14 protein-coding genes are annotated in these 22,856 nt (G+C 46.5%); 9 read left to right on the top strand and 5 right to left on the bottom strand.

Annotation, left to right across the window (positions count from 1 at the left end; translation table 11 throughout):
• Window position 1: 1 nt before the first annotated feature.
• The 5 genes from BUB37_RS16290 to ccsA all read right to left on the bottom strand — a co-directional run bounded on the left by BUB37_RS16290 (window position 2) and on the right by ccsA (window position 10,320).
• Entirely contained in the window at window positions 2-1,672 is a 1,671-nt protein-coding gene (locus tag BUB37_RS16290) for a RagB/SusD family nutrient uptake outer membrane protein (RefSeq protein WP_072994886.1), read from the bottom strand.
• A 4-nt stretch (window positions 1,673-1,676) separates the two neighbouring features.
• The gene (locus BUB37_RS16295; protein ID WP_072994887.1) at window positions 1,677-5,072 is read right to left on the bottom strand and encodes a SusC/RagA family TonB-linked outer membrane protein; all 3,396 of its coding nucleotides are present in this window, start codon (window positions 5,070-5,072) and stop codon (window positions 1,677-1,679) included.
• Between the two features lie 106 nt (window positions 5,073-5,178).
• Complete coding sequence (locus BUB37_RS16300; RefSeq protein WP_072994888.1) at window positions 5,179-6,285, bottom strand: FecR family protein; 1,107 nt, start codon at window positions 6,283-6,285, stop codon at window positions 5,179-5,181.
• Window positions 6,286-6,466: 181 nt separating this feature from the next.
• A complete protein-coding gene (locus tag BUB37_RS16305) occupies window positions 6,467-7,036 on the bottom strand; it encodes an RNA polymerase sigma-70 factor (RefSeq protein WP_072994889.1) in 570 nt (189 codons plus the stop codon).
• Between the two features lie 104 nt (window positions 7,037-7,140).
• Window positions 7,141-10,320 carry a cytochrome c biogenesis protein CcsA gene (gene ccsA, locus BUB37_RS16310; RefSeq protein WP_244526865.1) on the bottom strand — a complete coding sequence of 1,060 codons (3,180 nt, stop codon included), beginning with the start codon at window positions 10,318-10,320 and terminating at the stop codon, window positions 7,141-7,143.
• A 218-nt stretch (window positions 10,321-10,538) separates the two neighbouring features.
• On the opposite strand from ccsA, the gene BUB37_RS16315 reads away from it, so the two are divergent.
• The 9 genes from BUB37_RS16315 to BUB37_RS16355 all read left to right on the top strand — a co-directional run bounded on the left by BUB37_RS16315 (window position 10,539) and on the right by BUB37_RS16355 (window position 22,848).
• Window positions 10,539-11,303 carry a Rossmann-like and DUF2520 domain-containing protein gene (locus tag BUB37_RS16315; protein ID WP_072994890.1) on the top strand — a complete coding sequence of 255 codons (765 nt, stop codon included), beginning with the start codon at window positions 10,539-10,541 and terminating at the stop codon, window positions 11,301-11,303.
• Entirely contained in the window at window positions 11,287-11,814 is a 528-nt protein-coding gene (locus BUB37_RS16320) for a KdsC family phosphatase (protein WP_072994891.1), read from the top strand. Before BUB37_RS16315 ends, BUB37_RS16320 begins: the two co-directional genes overlap by 17 nt.
• A gap of 3 nt (window positions 11,815-11,817) precedes the next feature.
• Entirely contained in the window at window positions 11,818-12,405 is a 588-nt protein-coding gene (locus tag BUB37_RS16325; RefSeq protein ID WP_072994892.1) for a Maf family nucleotide pyrophosphatase, read from the top strand.
• A gap of 84 nt (window positions 12,406-12,489) precedes the next feature.
• Window positions 12,490-13,431 carry a septum formation inhibitor Maf gene (locus BUB37_RS16330; protein ID WP_072994893.1) on the top strand — a complete coding sequence of 314 codons (942 nt, stop codon included), beginning with the start codon at window positions 12,490-12,492 and terminating at the stop codon, window positions 13,429-13,431.
• 3 nt (window positions 13,432-13,434) lie between these two features.
• On the top strand, window positions 13,435-13,980 hold the full coding sequence (locus BUB37_RS16335; RefSeq protein ID WP_072994894.1) for a mechanosensitive ion channel domain-containing protein: 546 nt from the start codon (window positions 13,435-13,437) through the stop codon (window positions 13,978-13,980).
• A gap of 146 nt (window positions 13,981-14,126) precedes the next feature.
• Entirely contained in the window at window positions 14,127-16,661 is a 2,535-nt protein-coding gene (locus tag BUB37_RS16340) for a PIG-L family deacetylase (protein WP_072994895.1), read from the top strand.
• A gap of 105 nt (window positions 16,662-16,766) precedes the next feature.
• On the top strand, window positions 16,767-18,500 hold the full coding sequence (locus BUB37_RS16345; protein ID WP_072994896.1) for a sodium:solute symporter family protein: 1,734 nt from the start codon (window positions 16,767-16,769) through the stop codon (window positions 18,498-18,500).
• 120 nt (window positions 18,501-18,620) lie between these two features.
• Window positions 18,621-19,664: a substrate-binding domain-containing protein gene (locus BUB37_RS16350; protein ID WP_072994897.1), complete on the top strand. Its 1,044-nt coding sequence runs from the start codon at window positions 18,621-18,623 to the stop codon at window positions 19,662-19,664.
• A 172-nt stretch (window positions 19,665-19,836) separates the two neighbouring features.
• Window positions 19,837-22,848 carry a SusC/RagA family TonB-linked outer membrane protein gene (locus BUB37_RS16355; RefSeq protein ID WP_212635314.1) on the top strand — a complete coding sequence of 1,004 codons (3,012 nt, stop codon included), beginning with the start codon at window positions 19,837-19,839 and terminating at the stop codon, window positions 22,846-22,848.
• Window positions 22,849-22,856: the final 8 nt, after the last annotated feature.

A 22,856-nucleotide genomic window follows, 5' to 3' on the forward strand; every position in this document is an offset into this window, starting at 1 on the left:
TCTAATTTCCCAGTTTAGGATTGACATTTACTTCTGATTCAGGAACGGGCCATACGTCATCTATACCTTCCCTAAAGTTCTTGGAGGTCACATACCAACGGTACTGGGGATCTATTTTTTTTGATGTAGTAGCATAAAGTTCAGAATCGGGGAAGGGTGCTCCCCAAAAATCACCCACCAATACCTCATCGCCTATACCCCATCTAAAGATATCCCAGAGCCGCTGGCCCTCAAGTGCCAGTTCTATCCTGCGCTCGTTTCTTAAAATCGGACGAAGCGTTTCCGGGTCGGTTTCCGTTATAGGGGGAAGTCCGACGGATGCCCTGCCCCTGACCGCATTGATCGTTTCGTCCAACAGGGCTTGTGTTATCGGTTTGCCCGCTTCCAACTCGGCTTCCAAATAGCTTAATAGAACCTCGGCATATCGAATAATGGGAATATTGCCACCGTAATCGGTACGTAGGTTGCCATTGAAAGACTCATCAAAAAACTTTCGAAGACCATAGCCGGTACGTGTGGCCTGTTTGGAATAGGTCAGTTGGTCGACCGATTCGCTGTGATCGGGATGGCAATCGTAAATGCGGCCGCTGAACTCCGCCCCGTCCCAAATAAGGTTATATCGGAACCGGGGATCCCTGTTGGCCCCCATATCATTATAGTCAAATCGTGGGTCGTCGTACGACAGAGGTGTTCCATCGTCAAAGCCGTAGGCATCGGCCAAACTGCCCAAAGGATTTACAATGTGCCAGCCCGAGGCTACCGCCGGATAAGCGTGTTGTGGCAATGCATTGCCCGCTTGCCCCCCAAAATACTGGCTACTGAAAATATTCTCGGCACTATTCTCATTGGCCGGGGTAAATAATGTGGCATATTCCGGGTCGATGATGTTCTCTCCCATATCAATGATCTGTCTGTAGACCTGCGAGGCATCGTCAAATCTTTCTTCACCGAGATAAAGTCGTCCTAAAAATGCCAGTGCGGCCTGCTTACTGGCCCTTCCCGCCTCCGCCCCGGACAGTTCCCCGAATGAGGGAAGGTCTTGAACAGCCGCCAAAAGTTCACTTTCAACAAAAGCGACGAGTTCGGCCTTTGAGGCCTTGTCAACATTATTGGCCTCATCGGGGCTTAGGGTAGATGTAACCAAAGGGGCGCTCCCCCAGAATTGGGACAGGTAGAAGTACTGTGTGGCCCTTAAAAAGACCACTTCGGCCCGCATTCGATCTATTTTTGCCTGGTCAATGGGAACATTATCGACGTTCTCAAGAAAATCGTTACAAATTGCAATTCGCTGGTAAGACCCTTCCCAATACCCTTTGATAACATTGTTGTTCGGAAGCAGGGTCCCGTTGGTCAATCTATTTTGGGTCGAGTTGTCCCCCCTTCGGTCGTAGGCATTATCGGTGGCAAATTCCATAAAGACAATCCCACAATACGTCCACCAATCGGAAGGTACCACTTGGGTACCATATTCGATGGCTCCTCGGTATGCCCCAGTAAGGGCGATATTGGCATTGGACTCGGATGTCCAAAAATTATCCTTGGCAAAGGCATTGCTCGGAAATTGCTCGAGTTCCTTATCGCAGGCAACGGTCAAAGCCAAGGTGCCCAGCACCAGGAATACATTTCTATAAAAATTCAATTTAAATAGGTATTTGTTATATAGAGAATCCATAATCTTAAAATTTTAAGTTTACACCAAAGGTATAGGTAGCCAAAATGGGGTAGTAAGACCCGCCCGAATTGATTTCGGGATCCCATCCTGTTCGATAGGAATTAAAGGAATGAAGGTTCTCCGCCCCTACATAAAACCTCAGGTGGTCGACACCGATCACATCGGCGGTCTTATCGGGTATTTTATACCCCAATTGCACATTCTTTACCCGAAGATACCCTGAGTCGATCACCCAAAAATCGGATACCGTGGTATTGGCAGTTCCACTATTGGTTATGACCTCCAGCCTCGGATAGTCGGGATAACGGACCGGGTTTTCGGGGTCAAACCTTCCTTCCATCTGCCATCTTTGAATATTGCCCAAGTTGAAAAAGGCATATCCCGCATAGCCGGTCAAATTGCCCTTTACACCGCCAACACCCTGTAAAAACAAGGAGAAATCAAAGTTTTTGTAATTCAGATTAATGTTGGCCCCATAGGTATATTTGGGAATTCTGCTCCCCAAATAAGTACGGTCGTACGTGGGGTCTACCTGACCATCGGGCACACCATCGGGGCCACTAATGTCCCTATACCTCAAATCTCCCGCTTGGGCCGTTGGATTTACGGCGGACATATCGGGCCAATCCCCCACCTCGGCATCGTTTAAAAAGACCCCATCGGTCTTATAGCCGTAGTACATTTGCATCGGATATCCAATGAAGAGATCAGATCCATTGCCCACGAAACCGTTTGGTTGCTCCACATTCCCTAGACCAAGGGTGACGACCTCGTTCTCGATAATGGAGAAATTACCATTTATGGAATAACCAAAATCGCCTTTGGTGTTACGATGCCCCATATCAAACTCCCAACCGGTATTCTTAACCGCCCCAGTGTTGGTTTCGCTTATCCCCACACCCAAAACGGTGGAAACGCTCGAAGAGGGCTTGAACAGTACATCGGTGGTATTTCGGTGGAAGTAGGTGGCGTTAAAGGTCAACTTTCCATCAAAAAAGCCGGATTCGAACCCAACGTCGGTAGTCTCGGTAGATTCCCATTTTATGTTCTCATCGGTATAAGTGGCATAGGCCGCTCCTGTTGACAGGCCTCCTCCCAAGGAATAGTCCCGGCCCGATGCCAATACCGTTTGATAAGGATAATTGCCAATGTTCTGATTTCCTAAGATACCCCATGAGGCCTTAAGCTTTAAATTGGAAATCCACGGAATATCCTGCATAAAGGATTCCTGCGAAACCCTCCATCCCAATGCAGCAGCGGGAAAGACCGCATATTTGTTGCTTTCGGGGAATCTTGACGAACCGTCATAGCGCAATGTGGCCTCAAACAAATACTTCTGGTCAAAGCTGTACTTAAGACGTGAGAAGAAGGATTGAAGCGCCCACTCGGCATCATACCCTCCCGATTGCTGATTTTCGGCGCTACCCAGGTCCAATACGGTATAATCGTTACTGGGAAAATCTTGCCTGTAACCGTTAAAGAACGAAAGCTCCTCATTTTCAAAAGAATAACCCACCAAAAGACTAAAATCATGACTGCCGAACTCCTTTGAATACTCCCCGGTAAACTGAAGGGTCTTAAAAATCTCCTTATTGCTAAATTGATCTAGTTGCGATTGGGCCAACAAGACATCTTCGTTGAGTCGTTGGGATGCCAGATATGAGCGTTGTTCGAAAAGCGAAAAATTATAGCCCCCGATTGCCGAGAAGACCAAATTGTCATTAGGCCTATAATCAAGTTTCATGTTGACCCCTGCCTTGGTTCGGGGGTTGACCAAATAGGATTCGGATGCCAACCACGAAGTGGGCGTACCCCCGCTTTCGGGTCCGATCCCATAATCGCCATTGGAGGCCTGGCCTAAATAGACTGCGGGATATCTAACCGCGTTTTGTATGAGTTGTTCCTGAAAGCTATTGGCCGCGCTCCCCTTGTTGGCCGTAGCCTGAGGCTCGTTGCGCTCTTCTATGGCCCCGAACATCCGGGTACTGAGTTCAAACTTATCGCCCAATTTGTTCTGCAGGTTCATCCGAACATTATATCTGCTAAAACTATTTTTGGGAACGATACCGTCTTGCTCCAAAATTCCGGCGGAAACATAGTACTTGTTTCGCTCATCCCCTCCATTAAGCGTTAAGGTATGTGAGGTCTGTACCCCTTGTTTGGAAAAAAGGTCTTCCAAAAATCTAGTGTTCGGATAATTATCGGGGTCGTCCTGGGCCCTATATTTGGCAATATCCTCAGCGGAAAAACTATTGCTTCCCGATGCGATATTGTACATTTCGGCATATTCCCAGGAATCGACGAATTCCGGAAGCTCCGTAGCCCGGTTAAATCCGACATAACTGTTGTAACTAACGGAAAACTTGCCTTCATTTCCGTTTTTTGTGGTGATCAAGATAACGCCATTTGCCGACCGGGCCCCATATATGGCTGCGGAAGAAGCGTCCTTTAGTACCGATATGGATTGGATATCATCTGGATTGATATCGTTCATAGTACCTGCAATTCCATCGATCAATACAAGTGCATCGGGCGTGGCCCCAAAGGAACCTACCCCACGTACACTTATATTCCCACTGCTCTCACCCGGTCTTCCCGACCTTTGAATTACGGTAACCCCAGGCATTTGGCCCGTAATGGCCTGGGACACTTGGGTAACGGGCCTATTTTCGATGTCGTCGCTTGATACCTGGGAAACCGACCCGATAACATTGACCTTCTTCTGGGTACCGAAGCCTACGACCACAACTTCTTCAAGGCCGGAGGCACTTTCCTCCAATTGAACATTAATCGTCGTTTCCCCATTGAGCTGTACTTCTTTTGTAGCAAAGCCGATATATGAGATTACCAAGACGGCATCGTCCGAAGTCGGTTCCAAACTAAAGTTCCCGTCAAAATCGGTGGTTACCCCATTGGTCGTACCTTTTTCGATCACATTGGCCCCGGCCAATGGCAGACCGGATCGATCGGTAACCGTACCCGACACCATTTGTTGTTCTTCCCGAACAATGCTAGGCCCAACGGTTTGAATAGTTCCATTCCCATGTTTTGGTTTTAGAACAATTTGGTTCTTTATCAAAGTATAGGTTACCTCGCCGTTAAAGAGAAGGGGCAAGACTTCCTTGATCGGGCGGCTGTCTATATTTAGGGAAACCCGTTTGGAAACATCCAATTTTCCAATCTTATAAAAGAAACGAAATCGACTTTGGTCTTCAATTTTTTTTAAAACACTTTCGATTGTTTCGTTATCGGCGGTCAGGGAAACCTTCTTGTTCTGCGAGTAGGAATTCGCATGAAGGTTGAATAGCGCAAACGCGAACAATAAGAGAGAAATTTTCACTGTACGGTTCTTATTGAGTATGTTTTTCACCAAAATGAAAAACAATGTTTTTTTTTCCATATTTTTAAAGGATTTTGATTGGTTTTTAACTGAAATTGAAATCACTTTATTAGGGGGAACGTGGCCGCGTTCCCCTTTCTTTTCATTACCCTATATCATATCATCTTCACGGTTTTTTAATTAGTATTTTATTGGTGCTTATTTCGTATTCGAACCCAGCGCTTTCCTTAAAGGTATTTAACAGGTCTTCTATGGTTTCGTTCCCGAAGGTGCCCCTGAACCTAATGCTATCAAGTTCCTTGTACGTATTTTCGACCGTTACATTATACCGTCGCTCTATTTTCTTCACAATTGTGCTGAACGGCTCGTTTTTAAAGGTCAGGCTACCGCTACGCCAGTCCATATAATCCTTGACGTCAACTTGGGAAACCTTTACGGCTTCACCTTCCAATGCCGCTTTCTGCCCCGGCTTTAAGATTATTGGTCGGTCCCCGCCGTCCATCAGGCTTAGGGCAACACTACCTTCGGCGAGTACGGTGTAGGCCGTCTCATTTTGATAAGAGCTCACATTAAAATGGGTTCCCAACACCTGTACTTCCATTTTATCGGCCACCACCGTAAAGCGGTGTTCGTCATCCTTGAAAACCTCAAAATAAGCCTCTCCTTCAAGAAAAACCTTTCGCTCTTCGCTTGGGGAAAAACTAACGGGGTATTTCAGCGAGGAGCCTGCGTTTAAATGCACCAGGGTTCCGTCTGAAAGAACGACTTGGAAGGTTTTGCCTTTTGGAATGATTATTTCATTGTAGACCAACTCGTCAAGCTCCCGTTGGTGATACACCAATTGGTTATCGTTTTGTGAGGCCAAGAGGTTGCCATTGGCGTCCGTTATGGTTTCCTTGCCTCCCAGAAGTATCTGTTTGGTAGCGTTATCGCCCGTTTTAATGACTATGGCATCATCATCCATGATCAAATCGGTTCGTTCCGCTTGACCTAGATAATCGAACAACAGGACCAAGCCGAGAACACCGATAAAGATGGCTGCATACTTAAAAAAACCGTATAGGTTGAAACCCTTGGACTTCGAAGAAGCTATTCGGGACTCGATTTTAAGCCAAACATCTTTTTTAAGTCCTTCTCCATTTTTAAACTCGGAGAGAAAAACCTCCTTATCCTGATAAGATTCCAAAAATCGATCCAACAACGCTATCTCCTCGGGAGTACATTCATTCTTAAGGTACCTCTTAAATAATTTTTTTGCGGCTTTAGCGTTCATTATCGTCTGAATAAAAAAATGACATTCACAACTAAGTACCCAAAATATTAAGATGGTACACGCCAAAAAAGTTTTTTTTTTCAAATTGATAAAAAAAAAGAATATAATCCATGAGTTACAACAACCCATCCGCTTCGGTTCGGAGATACTTTAAATTAGGATTCAAGCCATCCCACAAGGACTAAAACAGAAGTAGTAGCAGTGCCGTTATCGCCTCCTCATGATGAAGGTTATTGCGTAGAAAGGCCAGTGCCTTGGAAATTTGATTCTTTACAGCTTGTACCGATATTTCAAGTTCTTCGGCAATTTCCTTATTCGATTTATGATGATACCTGCTCAGCACAAAAATATGACGGCACCTTTTAGGCAGTTTGACAACGGTATCCCTGATCATTTGATCAAGCTCGGAGTATTCCAATTTTTGGATAACATTCATCGAAACATCGACTATGTTCAGGCGCGTTAGGTCTTCCCTTGAGAACTTATTGTTTCTGAAGTAATTGAAGATTTGATATTTAACCGCTTGAAACAGATAAGGTTTAAGTGAGGTAATTTTGGCTTCCCTCCTTTTTGTCCATAAGGATACGAAGATATCTTGAACTATATCTTCACACACGATCCGGTCGTTCAGCACCTTCATGGCATAGAGGAACAAGGACTCAAAGTACTTGTCATAGATGGCCCTAAAGGACGCCTCCTTACCCTCATATAGCCCGCAAAGCAGTTGAATATCGTCTTGAGTTGTCTTCATCCCCTTATTGATCCAAGTGATAAATCTATAAAAAATAGACTTGAAATCAACTCTTTTTCAAAAAGAAGACTACAACAATTGTTTTTTTATGAATAACGGATAACTTACTTCTTAGCGTAGTTCACCCTATATCTCCAATAACTTATCGCCCCGATAAGCAGCATACCCAGGGCAATGTACCATACGTAATCGGGGGTAATGGCCGCGGCACCACTTTGACCGTAACTATGGAGTCCCACCAAATAGTAATTGACCCCAAAATAGGTCATCATGATACTTCCTACCGCTATAAGGCTCAAAAAGTTAAAGGTCCATTTCCCCCTAAGACCGGGAACCAGCCGGGCATGGATCACAAAGGCATAAACCATAATGGAAATAAGCGCCCAGGTTTCCTTGGGGTCCCATCCCCAATAGCGGCCCCAGCTTTCGTTTGCCCATTGCCCCCCGAGGAAGTTTCCTATGGTAAGCATTACCAGCCCGACCGTAAGGGCCAGTTCGTTGATGATGGTAAGTTCTTGAATGTTCAGTTCCATTCGCTTCTTGTTCTTCTTGGTGGTCATAATAATCAAGAGCAGACACACCAAGCCAAGGATGGCCCCAACGATCAACGGCCCATAACTACCGACAATAACGGCAACGTGGATCATCAACCAGTAACTATCGAGTACGGGCACCAGGTTCGAGATAGAGGGGTCTACCCAATTTTGGTGCGCGATAAACAGCAACATCGAGGTAACAAAGGCCGAGGCCGCCAGGGTCATATCGCTCTTCCGGGCAAAGAGAAGTCCCATGCCCATGGTCGCCCACGACACGTACAGAATACTCTCGTAGGCGTCGCTCCAAGGTGCATGGCCTGAAATATACCAACGCAAGATCAAGCCGGCCGTGTGCCATAGGAACATTATGATGATCGTTCCCTTAAAAAAGTAGGTAGCCACCCGCCAAATGGACCGATCTTTGAAAATACGGAAGATAAGGACGAAGAACATAAGTACCCCTACAACGGCATAAAGGCGGTACAGGTGGTTAAAAATGTTCAACTTGTTGTAGACTACCTCGGTATTGATCTTGGCCTCGGATGGCAGGACTTCGCTGCCGTGATTTTTTTGGTTTTGTTTAAATGCCTCCAACAGCTTATCGGCATCGGTATAGTCGTCGCTCTCAATGGCCTTCCTTAGGGTCATCAAATAATACGGCATCGAATTTTTGATAAAATTCGCATAAAGGGAATCGTGTACCTGGTACTGGCCTCCGCGGTACTCCACGGCCGATATCCACTTGTTGTTCTCGTCGTTCAGCAAAGGGAAAATTTTCACGATACGACCGCTTAATGCCTGATCCAACAGGCTCAATCGTATGTTAACCTCCTTGATGTCCTTCTCAAACTGGTTCGGATTGTTTGTAGCCGTTGCGGCACGCAGGTAGGGTTCCAACTTGTAATTGCCCCTTTCGTCGAAAAAATCGGTGGCCTTGGCGTACTCCTTCCCTTCGGGCACCCCGATAACATGGCGCAAGCTATCGTTCTGTCCTTTTTTATCGATGGCCAGGAACTCGGCATTGTACCAGGCCGGCGGATTGAGCATCATCGACAGGAACACCTGATCGGCATCCATATCGCGAAACTTGTCCTTTAAGCTTAACTTGCGGAGCAGTTCGGAGGAAAAGGTATGGATCGGTTTCATCCGTCCCCCATCATCCTGAATTACCAATTTTCCGAACTTTTCGGCATGCTCCACGGAGACGACCGTGGTACGTATCAGGGAATCGATCTGCAATTGGGTCGGCATCTGGACCGAGTGGTCATGTCCATCGTCCGCCGTATGCTGTCCCGATACGTTCAATATCAGGCCCACCATAAGTGCGGTAGTGAGTTTGGCTTTTTTTGACTTTAGCTTTTCCAAGGCTTTGCCCAAATCCTTGAACCGGGTTTTTCCGAAAAACATAATGCCCATCAAACCGGTATAAAGCAAAAAATAACCGATATAGGTGATCCATGTTCCCCATTTGTCGTGGTTGACCGACAGTACCGTTCCTTTTTCATCGGGGTGAAAGCTCGATTGAAAAAAGCGATATCCCCTATGGTCCAAAATATGGTTCATGTAGATATCGTAGTCAAAAGGACGTTCGTCCTCGATGGTGACCTTGCTCATAAAGGAAGAATAGCCCTTTTCGGTACCGGGATATTTTTCGGCAATAAAGTCGTTCAATTTAATACCAAAGGGAAGTTCATAAACCTTTGAGCCGTAGCTCAGCATAAAGTCGAGCCCCCCAACATTGAAACGTTCGGTAAAATCAGCGGTGCCCTTACCCCCCAGCACCTTTTTTTGTACCGTTTCGCCATTCGACGAAATTTCGACTATCAGGGCATCAAGGCTAGCTTCGGTCACCTCTTCCCTGGGCACCTGAACCACCCCATAGGATCCCTTGACCACGGGTTCGGGAATAACAAATTGCATGCCCGCCATATTGTAGAGCGAACGCAGCTGCAAGGTCTGAAGGCTGTCTTTTGCCACCTGCCCCTGCAATTGGTCCGCCATCCTCATAAAACCGCCCTCGAACGGACTCTTGATCTGATAGGTACTGTCGGAAACAAAGATATTGATAGCCCCCTCGGTCTCCTTGTTCAAGGCAAAAAGTACGTTGTGAATATTGGCTACCTGGCCATCTTCCAAAAAATGTTCGTGGCGCTGCCCATCTCCCGCCTCAACGATCTTAAGGTACTGCTTTCCGTTTTCATCGGGAATGAGCCCCTCTTTCGCCCCATCGATAAACCCTACATAGGAAATCGTAAACGGCTGGCCGTTAAAATCGGAGTTCCAAGGCAGGTTCGACTTAATATCCTCTGCCGTTACGATCAAATCTTCCTGTAAGGTCTTTCTTTTTTGTTGCCCATCGATTTCGCCGTCGACATAGGCCGTCAAAAAGGTCTTATCGGAATAAAAGATCCTTTCGGTCTGCCCTTCGCGAATGGGCATCATCCCCTCAAAGCTTATATATCGGGTAATAAAGGCCCCAACAATAATCAAGATCCACGAAAGGTGAAGCAACAATACCGGCCATTTTTCCCATCTCAGGAGTCGATATCTTTTAATATTGCCTGCAAAATTGATAACGAAGAAAACCATGATCGCCTCGAACCACCAAGCGTTGTAAATCCAAATTCTTGCCGTTTCGGTACTGTACTTGCTCTCGATGAAGGTACCAAAGGCCATGGCAACGGCGAAAACGAGAAAAAGCATGGCCATCAATCGGGTAGAGAACAATAATTTCTGGAATTTTTGCATTGGGAAGAGCTGAATTTGGTTTCAGCAGGCAAAAATACGCCCTTTTTATGATTTGGATACGAACTAAGGGACCCAAAGGGACGGTATAACTGTTAATTGTTCTTAAAAATACCGACAATATTCTTAAAAATTATCACCGATCCTGTTTTTAAACCATCGACGTCAATGATAGATACCCAATTGATATTCGAACTAAAATATATGCTTATTTTCGCAGCATGATTAGCGTAAGTATTATTGGGTCGGGCCGTGTCGCCAAGCATCTGCACGATGCCTTTTCCCTGAATGGGGAAATTGATATCGTACAGGTAGTCAGCCGGAATACCACGGCCTTGCAAGGTTTTGACCAAGCCCGGAGCACCACCTCCGATTTTAAGGACATAGCGGATAGCGACATCTACATCATCGCTGTAAGCGATAATGCCATAAATTCTGTATCACAGCAACTTAACACGAAAAACAAACTCGTAGTACATACTTCGGGCGCCACCCCCATGGACATCCTCGCGACCCATCCGCGCCACGGTGTTTTTTACCCCCTACAAAGTTTTAGCAAAGACCGCCCAATGGATTTTAACAAGGTGCCGCTTTGCCTTGAAAGCAATACCCAAAGCGACCTGGACCTGCTGAAACAATTGGCACAAAAAATTACGGGCAGGATTTACGAAGTAAGTACCGAACAGCGAAAAACACTGCATCTGGCCGCGGTCTTCGTCAACAATTTTACCAATCACCTCTACCACTTGGCCCATGAGATCTGTAAAGAAAAGGAGCTGTCGTTCGAACTGCTCCGTCCGCTGATCGGGGAAACTGTTGACAAACTTAGCCACTTGACGCCCTACCAAGCGCAGACGGGTCCGGCACGGAGGGGCGACCAATCCACCATCGACACCCATTTGGCACAGCTGAAAAAACCCGTGGAAATCGAAATATACAAACTGCTCAGCCAATCAATAGAAAACACTTATGGAAAAGAGTTATAAAGAATACCTGAACGATATCGACACCTTCGTTTTTGACGTAGACGGCGTTTTTACCGACAGTACCCTAATGATAACCACACAAGGCGAGATGCTCCGAAAGATGAGCGTCAAGGACGGCTACGCCCTTAAAACCGCACTTCAAAAAGGGTATCGGGTCTGTATTATTTCGGGAGGCACCAACGAAGGGGTCCGAAGCAGGCTAAAAGCCCTTGGCGTGACCGACATCTACCTCGGCGCCCACCATAAAATGGATGCCCTCGAAGAGTACATGGACATATATGGAATATCGCCCGAAACCATGTTGTACATGGGCGACGATATTCCCGACATTCCCCCGATGCAAACCGTGGCCCTGCCCACTTGCCCGCAAAACGCGGTTCCCGAGGTCAAGGCCATTTCAAAATACGTGTCCCATAAAAATGGCGGCGAAGGCTGCGTACGCGACGTCATCGAACAGGTGTTGAAAGTAAAAGGCGATTGGCTGACCAATTTCAGCGCGGCAAACGATTAGACCATGTTACAGGACAAGTTAAGACCATACACCTTGATCTTGGGTTCCGGATCACCTCGAAGACAGCAGTTCCTCAAGGAGATGGGACTTGATTTCGAAATACGGGTTAAAAGCGTCGAAGAAACCTACCCCGAACATTTGCAAGGAGGTGCCATTTCAGATTACCTCGCTGTTTTAAAGGCTTCGGCCCATAAAAACACACTGGCCGAAAATGAAATATTGATCACTTCGGATACCGTGGTATGGCACAAGGGAAAGTCGCTCGCAAAAGCCGCGGAGGCCTCGGAGGCCCGATCTATGCTAATGACCCTGTCGAACGACTGGCACGAGGTCATTACCTCGGTCTGCTTTACGACCCTTCAGGTCCAAAATACCGTACGACAGACCACGCAGGTCAAATTCAAGGCACTTTCGGAGGCGGAAATCGATTACTATATCGAGAACTTTCGGCCCTTTGACAAGGCGGGCGCCTATGGGATACAGGAGTGGATCGGCCTGATCGGTATCGAAGAGATACGGGGCTCGTACACCAATGTGGTGGGCCTCCCCACCCAATTGGTCTATAGCACGCTTGCAAACATGGTGAAGTAGTTCTTTTTGGTTAATTTTGAAGAACTACAGATCAATGGATTACATGAATTTGTATTACTATTGACATACTTCAAAACAAACACCATGAAAACCCTATCGTTCCATCGATCAATTTTTCTATTTCTTGTCGGTTTTTTGATCCTAAGCTGTAAAGAGCGGCCCAAGGAAGAAAAGGTAGAGGAAACAGAAATAGCCCAAAACGAACCCCCAAGACAAATAGTCCCCTTGTCCCAAGAGTTCAAGACCTATTGGTACGCCGGGGAGGCCGAGATCACCTCCTACAGCCTACAACAAGCCCGGTATGGCGAAACCAGGGACGGCAAGGCCGTTTTGATCTACGTCACCGAGCCCTTTCTGCCCGAAAAGCAAGTGAAGGCCGACGGCAATGGTCCGGACAATATTCCCGTCTTAAAATTGAACGCCACCAAAAAGTACCTGACAGGCATCTACCCCTACTCCCTCATGAGCAGTACCTTTTACCCTGTCTACGACAACGACCACGCCATAAAGGTTTCCTTTTCTGCCCAAGAGTGGTGCGGACAAATCTATGCACAAATCAACAACAGGGACGCCTTTGAGGTAATGTCGCACTCCTATTTTGAGAATGAGGCCGACCAAAGCTTTACCTTAAACAAGACCATACTCGAAAACGAGTTGTGGAACAAAATCAGGATCAACCCCGACAACCTTCCGGTCGGGAACCATAAAGTTATCCCCTCATTGGAATACATCAGGCTGTCGCACAAAGAACTAAAGCCCTACGATGCCCGTTTGACTTTAACCAAAGATTCGGGCACAAGCGCCTACGAAATTGATTTTCCAGAGCTACGGCGCTCCCTTAAAATCAACTTCTCGAGTAGCTTCCCTTACAGTATCATTGGTTGGTCGGAAACGTTTATCAGCGGCTATGGGGAAAACGCGAAACAAATGACTTCCACGGCTACAAAAATCAGTACTTTAAAGACCCCTTATTGGAGGCAAAATGGAAATAAGGACCTATCTTTGCGCGATAGTTTAGGACTGTAACCTATGGAAGACTTTGTCGATAATTACAAGCACGAGATCATAGCCTCGGCCATAACCTTGATCATTGTCCTGACCTTAAAGTTTTTGGGCGACAAGGCCATTCGAAAAATCGGTAAGATCAGCAACATTGTAGAGGCCCGAACCCTACTGATCATCAAATACTACTCAACCCTGCTATCACTGATAGGCATCGGGGCCATCTCCTTTATTTGGGGCGTTAACTACAGGGAAATCGGACTACTGTTTTCTTCCGTTTTTGCAGTGATAGGTGTAGCCCTCTTCGCCAGCTGGTCGATTTTAAGCAATATAACCGCCGGCGTTATCCTGTTTTTCTCCTTCCCCTTTAAGATCGGCGACCGTGTCAAGATCTTGGACAAGGACATCGAATCGGAAGAACCCTATTTGATCGAAGACATCAAAGCCTTCCATGTCAGCCTAAGAAAAGAAAACGGGGAATTACTGGTTTACCCGAATAATTTGATCATGCAAAAGGCTGTCACCTTGATCTATAATACGGAAGACGGGCCCGACGGAACTGAAGAAGCCTAACAGGACTTTGCGGTTTTACCCGATTTTCACCTATTTATTTTTTGTTAAAGAAGTTTTAAAAAAAGGCATGAGCCCTTTAAACTTTCTATCTTTGACTATGTACCCTTATACTTTTTTTATGGGTCCGACCTACTAAAACCAACACTATGCGCTATCTCTTGGTATTCATTGTCGGAATACTATTTTCCCGAAATATCGCCCATGCCCAAGCACCTGTCCAATATAACTCTTCGGAAATATACCATTCGCTTCAAAAGCTGAATTTTCTGGGAAGTGCACTGTACGTTGCGGCGCATCCCGACGACGAGAACACCCGGCTTATATCCTACCTCTCCAACGAGGTAAAGGCGCGGACCGCCTACCTATCGCTTACACGTGGAGACGGGGGACAAAACCTCATAGGTCCCGAATTACGTGAACTTTTGGGAGTCTTGCGAACCCAGGAGCTATTGGCCGCACGAAGGGTCGACGGGGGAGAACAGTTCTTTTCGCGGGCGAACGATTTCGGGTATTCGAAACACCCCGACGAAACCCTCAAGATCTGGAACAAGGAAGCCGTATTGGGCGATGTGGTCTGGGCCATCAGGAACTTTAAACCCGATGTGATCATCAACCGTTTCGACCACAGGAGCCCGGGCTCCACGCACGGCCACCACACTTCCTCGGCCATCTTAAGCGTAGAGGCCTTTGATTTGGCAAGCGACCCCGACGCCTATTCCGAACAGCTAAAATACACCGGTGTTTGGCAGCCCAAGAGAATTTTTTTCAATACCTCATGGTGGTTTTACGGCAGCGAGGAAAAATTCAAAAAAGCCGACAAATCGAACATGTCAAGCCTCGATATAGGCGTTTACTATCCTACCTTGGGCCGTTCCAACAACGAAATTGCGGCCTTGGCCAGTAGCCAGCACCTGTGCCAAGGTTTCGGACGCTTATCGACCAGGGGGTCGGAAAATGAATACATCGAATTTTTGAAAGGGGAGCGCCCCAAGGACAGGAACAATATCTTTGACGGAATCGATACCTCTTGGTCGCGCATAGAAGGAGGTGAGGCCATAGGCGCCATCCTATATCCGATCGAGAAGAATTTTAATTTTAAGGACCCCTCGCAACACCTTCCCCAATTTTTGGAAGCCTATGCCCTGCTCCAAACCCTCAACGACGAACATTGGAAAAAGCTGAAATCGAAAGAACTGGGAAAGCTGATCGCCCAGGTTACGGGACTGTATCTTGAAGCCTCCGCCAGCACTCCGTCGGGCAACCCGGGCAGCGACATCAAAGTTAGCATTGAAGCGATCAATCGAAGTGGGGCCCAAATAAGGTTGAAATCGGTCGGCATCTCCCCTACCGAAGCCCAAATAAGGCCTGCGGCGCCACTTGCCCCCAACAAGAGGAACAATTTTGAAATAGCCCTTGAAATTCCCCCGAATACCCCGTACACGAACGCCTATTGGCTCAATGAAAGGGGAAGCCTGGGAATGTACAAGGTTTCGGACCAAACGTTGATCGGGAAACCGGAAACGCCCCGCGCCCTGTATGCCCGTTTCGAAGTGGAATTCGGCGAACACACCCTGGTTTTTGAAAAACCGGTTAAGTACCGCTTTGCCCGACCCGACAAAGGGGAAATCTTTCAACCCTTTGAAGTACTACCGGAAGCAACGGTAGCCATTTCCGATAAGGTTTTGATCTATGCCGACGACCAACCCAAAAAAATACCCGTTACCGTAACGGCCCATGCCGACAACGTCAAAGGTTCGGTACGCCTACAAGCTTCGGAGGGCTGGATAGCGGATACGGACCTACAGTCCTTTGAGATAGCCAAGAAAGGGGATTCCCAGACCCTTTATTTCCATTTGACTCCCCCGCCGAACGAAAACCAAGGTACCCTGACCCCGGTTCTTGACCTCAACGGCAAATCGATCGACAAAGAACTGGTCACCATCGATTACGACCACATCCCCAAACAAAGTGTCCTACTCCCATCCGAGGTTAAGGTAGTGCGCCTGAACATTCAAAAGACCGGTGAACATATCGGCTATATCGCCGGTGCCGGTGACAAGGTACCCGAAAGTCTAAAGCAGATCGGCTATGCCGTACATACGGTTGCCCCGGAAACGATATCCGAAGGCTCCCTAGATGCTTACGATGCCGTAGTGGTTGGCATCCGGGCCTATAATGTGGTCGATGAGCTCAAGTTCAAACAGCGCTACCTCTTTGATTATGTAAAGAAGGGGGGCAACCTTATCATACAGTACAACACGGCAGGCCGATGGGCCAAACAATTTGAAAACATCGCCCCTTACCCGCTGACCTTGTCGCGCGACCGGGTAACCGATGAAAACTCGGAGGTAGAGATCATTTCCCCAAGGCATGCATTGGTCAATACCCCCAATCGCATAACTCAATCCGATTTCGATGGATGGGTACAGGAGAGGGGGCTTTATTTCCCAAATGGGTGGGCTAAGGAATTTACCCCTATATTGTCGATGAAAGACCCCGGGGAAAAGGCTAAAAAAGGAAGCTTATTGGTAGCGCCCTATGGCAAGGGATATTACATTTATACGGGACTAAGTTTCTTTAGGGAACTGCCTGCCGGTGTTCCCGGTGCCTACAAGCTGTTCGCCAATATGCTGTCACTTGGAAAAAACGATGCCCCCGAACAACCCGATATAAAAGGATAGAGATGCTTGATAAATTCAATTGGAAAAAGGAATACACCATTGTTCTCGTATTGAACGTTCTATATGTGCTATTCTTTATTTACCTAATGATGTCGTATAAATAAAATGGGCGTACTTGATTGGATCATATTGTCGGGTACCCTGCTGTTTATAGTGGCTTATGGGGTATGGCGCACCCGTGGCAGCAAAAACGTAAGCGATTACGTCGGTGGCGGCAAGGATGCCAAATGGTGGACGATCGGACTATCGGTCATGGCCACCCAGGCGAGTGCCATCACCTTTTTGTCAACGCCCGGCCAGGCCTTTCACAGCGGCATGGGCTTTGTTCAGTTCTACTTCGGACTGCCCTTGGCCATGGTTATCATTTGTCTGGTCTTTGTGCCCATATACCACCGGTTGAAGGTATATACGGCCTATGAATTTCTAGAAAACCGCTTCGATCTTAAGACCCGTTCGCTTGCGGCGATCCTATTCCTGTTGCAACGGGGCCTGGCGGCAGGCATTACGATCTATGCCCCTTCCATTATCCTCTCCGCTGTTTTGGGTTGGGACCTTCGGACCCTGAACATCATCATCGGGGTATTGGTTATCATCTATACCGTCTCCGGAGGTACAAAGGCCGTTAGCGTTACCCAAAAACAGCAAATGTTCATCATCATGACGGGCATGTTCATTACGTTCTTCTTCATTCTCGGCCATTTGCCCGCCGATATCAATCTGGGCAAGGCCTTAAAGATCGCCGGGGCTACGGACAAGCTGAATATTGTCGATTTTAGTTTCGATCCCAAAAGCCGATATACCTTCTGGAGCGGAATAACCGGGGGGCTCTTCTTGGCCCTGGCCTATTTCGGTACGGACCAGAGCCAGGTACAACGGTACCTCTCGGGAAAATCGGTTCGTGAAAGCCAGTTGGGGCTGGTGTTCAATGGTATCTTTAAGATCCCCATGCAATTCTTCATTCTCTTGGTAGGGGTAATGGTATTTGTATTTTACCAATACAATCCCTCGCCCCTCAACTTTAACCCGGCGGCTACCGAGGCCGTGATGGGGTCCGATTTTGCCAAGGACTATGAAATACTGCAAAATGGGCAAAAAGAACTGGAGGAGGCAAAAAAAATAGCGCAAAACAAATTTTCGACCGCCTTGGAGCTCAAGGAATACACTGCCGTGGAAGATGCCAAACAGCAAATTATACAGTTAAACCGGCGGGACAGCACCAATAGGGCCGCTGCAAGGGCCTTGATCAAGGAGGCCAACAATTCGGTCGAGACCAACGACAAAGACTACGTTTTTATCCATTTTATACTGAACAACCTTCCCAAAGGTTTGATCGGCCTGCTCTTGGCGGTCATACTCTCGGCAGCCATGTCATCTACGGCATCCGAGCTGAACGCGCTGGGAACCATTACCGCCCTGGATCTGTACCGTCGCAACAAGAAGGAAAAACGACCCGAAGACCACTACGTTAAATCCACCAAATTCTTTACTTTGATCTGGGGCCTCATTGCCATATTCATCGCCAGTTTTGCAAGTCTTTTCGACAATTTGATCCAATTGGTAAACATCATCGGCTCTATATTCTACGGCAATGTTTTGGGCATTTTTTTATTGGCCTTCTTCTTCAAGTTTGTTAAAGGCAATGCCGTTTTCTTTGCCGCGATACTGACCCAACTCATCATTTTCGTGTTGTTTTACACGCTGATCTTTACATACCCCTCCGGCGACGAAAAGCTCGGATACCTTTGGTTAAACTTCATTGGATCGGCCCTTGTCATCGTTATTTCCCTGGCTTTTGAAGGATTTGACCGCTTTTTAAGAAAACCGCCCATAACCCCTTAAAAAAGGCTACATTTATTTTTGTTTTTGTCAAACTTGATTTTTATACGGATATATAATTACCTTTGGAAGTCGATGGCATAGGCCAAATGCTCTCAATACACTAACCAGTCCAGACCATAGATGACCAAAAAAAAATACACGATAAAGGATATCGCGCAAATGGCGGGTGTCTCCAAGGGAACCGTTGACAGGGTACTTCACAAAAGGGGCAAGGTTTCCAAAGAGGCCCATAAAAAAGTGAACAGTGTATTGAACGAAATCGATTTCCAACCCAACCCGATCGCCCGCACCCTAAAAAAGAACAAGATTTATCGCATTTGCGTACTTATGCCCGATTGCCGAATCGACCCCTATTGGAAACCGGCGGAACAAGGTATTCGCGAAGCCATAAACGAATTTAAGCCTTTTGGGGTCTTGGTAGACAAATTTCTTTACCACCCCCACGAAAGGCAATCCTTTGAAAGCAAATCGAAGGAGATACTCGCCTCGAAGCCCGACGTAGTTCTCATGGCCCCCCTCTTTCAAGACGAATCGTTAAAAATATTGAAGGAATGCAGGGAGAATAAAATTAGGACAGCCTTGTTCAACAACTACATCAATACCTTAAACGACGAAGTATTCGTAGGACAGGACCTATACCAAAGCGGAAAGGTGGCGGGCGGACTGATCGATAAGGCCGTACGGGGCGTATCGAAGGTTGCCATTGTCCACATCGACAAGGAAGCACACATGCAACTTAAGGAAAATGGCTTCATGTCGTACTTTGAAGAACGGGGCAACGAAAAAAAACAATTCATAATTCAATCGTTTGAGAGCTCCGACCAACGGAAGTTCAATTGTGATGTCTTACACTTTTTAAGGCAAAATCCCGACATTTCCGCCATTTTTATTACCAACTCAAAGGCCCACAGGTTCATCGAAGTCTTGCAACAAAAGAATACGGATATCGCCGTGGTCGGCTATGACCTGTTAAAAGAAAATATTTCCTACCTCAGGGACGGTCAAATTGAATTTCTGATCCATCAAAAACCCAAAAGACAGGCCTACTTGGGTATCAGCTATTTTGCCGAGTTCTTCCTCTTCGGAAAAAGGGTCCCCCAACGCATGCTCCTTCCCATAGACATAGTAACTTCGGAGAACGTCGATTACTATTTGGAGGAATAGAATTCGTAGGAAATCTTCTTTGCCAAATTAAAATATTAAGCCACAGTTTTTTACAAGATAGTGTGCTCGAACACATTTTTATGTCCATTCTGCTTGGTTAATAAAAATTTTAGTTTAAATTCACGTAATCTTAAGAAAATGTTAAACTAACTTCTCATTAAAAACCAACATTATGATTAAACGACTAATGGTATGTTTTGTGCTGATTTTAGGGACCTTCCCCTTATTGGCACAGAACAAAACGGTGACCGGTACGGTCACGGATGCGACAAACGGAGGACCCCTACCTGGCGTTAACGTTTTGGTACAGGGCACCACCAACGGTACCCAAACCGATTTTGACGGAAACTACACCATCGAGGCCGCAGAGGGCGATGTGCTCGTGTTTTCTTATTTGGGCACCAAAAACCAAAGCGTAACGGTAGGCGCTTCGAACACTATTGATGTGGCCATGGAAGAAGATGCCAGTCAACTCGACGAAGTCGTCGTAACGGCCTTGGGAATCAAGAGACAAGAAAAGACACTGACCTATGCACAACAGACTGTTAAATCGGACGAACTGACCAAAACCCGCGACCCTAACTTTATGAATGCCCTGTCAGGTAAAACCGCGGGGGTCGAAATCAAGAAAAGTAGCTCAGGTGCGGGAGGGTCTACCAAAATTCTTTTGAGAGGTAACAAATCACTTAGTGGGGACAGTTCCCCCCTCTTCGTTATCGACGGTATTCCCATGGCCAACAACAAAGGAGGCCAACCTGGAATGTGGGGAGGAACCGATAGTGGTGACGGTCTTTCCGCCATCAATCCGGACGATATTGAAAGCATCAGTATTCTTCGGGGGGCAAACGCAGCGGTTTTATACGGTAGCCAAGGCGCCAACGGTGTGGTTCTTATTACGACCAAAAGCGGAAAGGAAGGAAAAACCACGGTTACAGTCAATAGTAGTTATACCTTTGAACACTATCTAGAATTGCCCGACCTTCAATTTAAGTACGGGGCCATTGGTTCTGCCAAGGAAAGTTGGGACACAACACCGGGTGACTATGCAAGTGATTACGTAGAGGATTTTTTCCAAACCGGCCACAATTTCTTTAACTCGGTAAGCATTAGTGGCGGTACCGAAAAAACCCAGGCCTATTTCTCATATGGCAATATCAGTGCCAGCGGAATTACGCCTTTGAACAAATACCTTAAGAACAACTTCACCTTTAAACAATCTACCAAACTGTTCAATGACAAGGTAACCGTAACCTCCAATGTCATAGGTGCATTCGAAAGCAGTAGAAACAGACTGCCCTCGGGGTATTACCTCAACCCCTTGACCGGTCTGTATTTCTTTCCGAGAAACAGGAATTTCTACGACTACAAGGAAAATTACGAAGTCTTCGATGAGACGAGGAACATAATGGCCCAAAACTGGTTTGTATCCGACCACCACCAATCAAACCCCTATTGGATTATCAACAATGAACCCCAAAAAGACAAAAGAGATCGCTTTATTGGCAACCTAAGTCTTAAGTATGATATTCTTGACAACTTGAACATTCAGGTTAGGGGTAATTACGATTACGCGACGGTGCTAAAGACACAGGAACACGCCGCCACCTCCAACTCTACCAATGTACACCCGAACGGGGCATGGGACTATCAGAAATACGAGGACAAATTGATCTACACCGATGCCATCTTGAATTACAACACTGCTTTAAGTGATGATTTTAGCCTGAACACCTCATTAGGTGCCAGTTACCAAAAAACAGAATACGGTATAGGTGTGCAAGTAAACACGGGTACTTTGGGACTACTCTACCCTAACGAGTTCTATTTTCAAAACTTGCCCACCAATGTTCAAGTACAATCGATCACCAGTGGTACCGTAATCAAGGAAGGGGTTTTCCTGAACGTACAGCTAGGATACAAGGAAATGCTTTTCTTGGATGTGTCGGGACGAAATGACTGGGCCTCAACCTTGGCCTTGACAGGTAACGATTCGTACTTTTATCCTTCCATAGGTGTTACGGCCCTTTTGAACGAAATGATCGAGATGCCCGAGGCCATCAGTTTTGCCAAGCTTAGGGGATCATGGACCCAAGTGGGTAACGAGGTCCCTTTCAACAGAATCAACCCACAGAACACCATAACGGCCAATGGAGGGGTTAACCGAAACACCACAAGACCTTTCTTGGATGCCAAACCCGAAATCATCACCAGTTCTGAATTTGGTTTCGACCTGCGTTTCTTCCAGAATAGGCTAGGTCTTGATTTTACGTATTACAATATCAAGAGTGAAGACCAGTATATAGCTGTTCCTACCACATCGGGAGAAGGGGGCTATACACAAGAGTATATAAATGCAGGTGAAATATTGAACCAAGGAGTTGAAATAACCCTAAACACCATTCCCGTCCAAAACGAGAATTTTGAATGGAGTTCTTCTTTCAATTTCACTTCGAACAAAAACGAAGTAATCGACATAGGGCCTGATGACGAGCGCATCTTTAACCTTGGGTCTTCCGAAGGATACTACTCCCGTTTGGTCGAAGGAGGTAAATTCAACGACCTTTATGTCTACAAGTTTTTAAGGGATGACCAAGGTAGAATTCTCTTTAGTGAAGGAGCCCCTAGAAAAACCGATTTACCTGAGTTAATAGGAAATCTCGATCCGAAGGCCAGTCTTGGGTGGAACAACAGCGTAAGTTATAAGCGGTTTACCTTTGGCGCCTTAATCAACGCCAAATTTGGAGGAAAAGTATTCAGCCAGACCCAATCGATGCTTGATGGTTATGGTGTTTCCCAAGTTACGGCAGATGCCCGCGACGCCGGTGCCGTAGTCGTAAACGGGTATGATGAGTCTACCGGAACCGCGGTTACCAGTGTGGACCCGGAAACATGGTATAGGGCCGTGGGTGACAGAAACGGTATAGGGGAAGCCTATGTGTACGATAGAACAAATGTCAAGTTGAGCCAGCTTTCGATTGGGTACAATTTCGATTTATCAAAAACGGACCTTCCCATTAAGGCTGCAAGTTTGTCCTTTATCGGCAATAACCTGTTCTTCTTTTACAAGGATGCACCGTTTGATCCTGAATTGGCCATTAGTACCAATCAAAATGCACAGGGTTTGGATAACTTTAACCTTCCTTCTACGGGAACGTACGGATTCAACCTTAAACTAACTTTCTAAAAATATTA

The sequence above is a fragment of the Pseudozobellia thermophila genome (genome assembly GCF_900141855.1).
Taxonomy (GTDB): Bacteria; Bacteroidota; Bacteroidia; order Flavobacteriales; family Flavobacteriaceae; genus Pseudozobellia; species Pseudozobellia thermophila.

Bases quoted from the DNA above. Each gene is read 5' to 3' on its own strand.
- BUB37_RS16290 (WP_072994886.1), bottom strand. From the start codon at position 1,672: ATGGATTCTCTATATAACAAATACCTATTTAAATTGAATTTTTATAGA.
- BUB37_RS16295 (WP_072994887.1), bottom strand. From the start codon at position 5,072: ATGGAAAAAAAAACATTGTTTTTCATTTTGGTGAAAAACATACTCAAT.
- BUB37_RS16300 (WP_072994888.1), bottom strand. From the start codon at position 6,285: ATGAACGCTAAAGCCGCAAAAAAATTATTTAAGAGGTACCTTAAGAAT.
- BUB37_RS16305 (WP_072994889.1), bottom strand. From the start codon at position 7,036: ATGAAGACAACTCAAGACGATATTCAACTGCTTTGCGGGCTATATGAG.
- ccsA (WP_244526865.1), bottom strand. From the start codon at position 10,320: ATGCAAAAATTCCAGAAATTATTGTTCTCTACCCGATTGATGGCCATG.
- BUB37_RS16315 (WP_072994890.1), top strand. From the start codon at position 10,539: ATGATTAGCGTAAGTATTATTGGGTCGGGCCGTGTCGCCAAGCATCTG.
- BUB37_RS16320 (WP_072994891.1), top strand. From the start codon at position 11,287: ATGGAAAAGAGTTATAAAGAATACCTGAACGATATCGACACCTTCGTT.
- BUB37_RS16325 (WP_072994892.1), top strand. From the start codon at position 11,818: ATGTTACAGGACAAGTTAAGACCATACACCTTGATCTTGGGTTCCGGA.
- BUB37_RS16330 (WP_072994893.1), top strand. From the start codon at position 12,490: ATGAAAACCCTATCGTTCCATCGATCAATTTTTCTATTTCTTGTCGGT.
- BUB37_RS16335 (WP_072994894.1), top strand. From the start codon at position 13,435: ATGGAAGACTTTGTCGATAATTACAAGCACGAGATCATAGCCTCGGCC.
- BUB37_RS16340 (WP_072994895.1), top strand. From the start codon at position 14,127: ATGCGCTATCTCTTGGTATTCATTGTCGGAATACTATTTTCCCGAAAT.
- BUB37_RS16345 (WP_072994896.1), top strand. From the start codon at position 16,767: ATGGGCGTACTTGATTGGATCATATTGTCGGGTACCCTGCTGTTTATA.
- BUB37_RS16350 (WP_072994897.1), top strand. From the start codon at position 18,621: ATGACCAAAAAAAAATACACGATAAAGGATATCGCGCAAATGGCGGGT.
- BUB37_RS16355 (WP_212635314.1), top strand. From the start codon at position 19,837: ATGATTAAACGACTAATGGTATGTTTTGTGCTGATTTTAGGGACCTTC.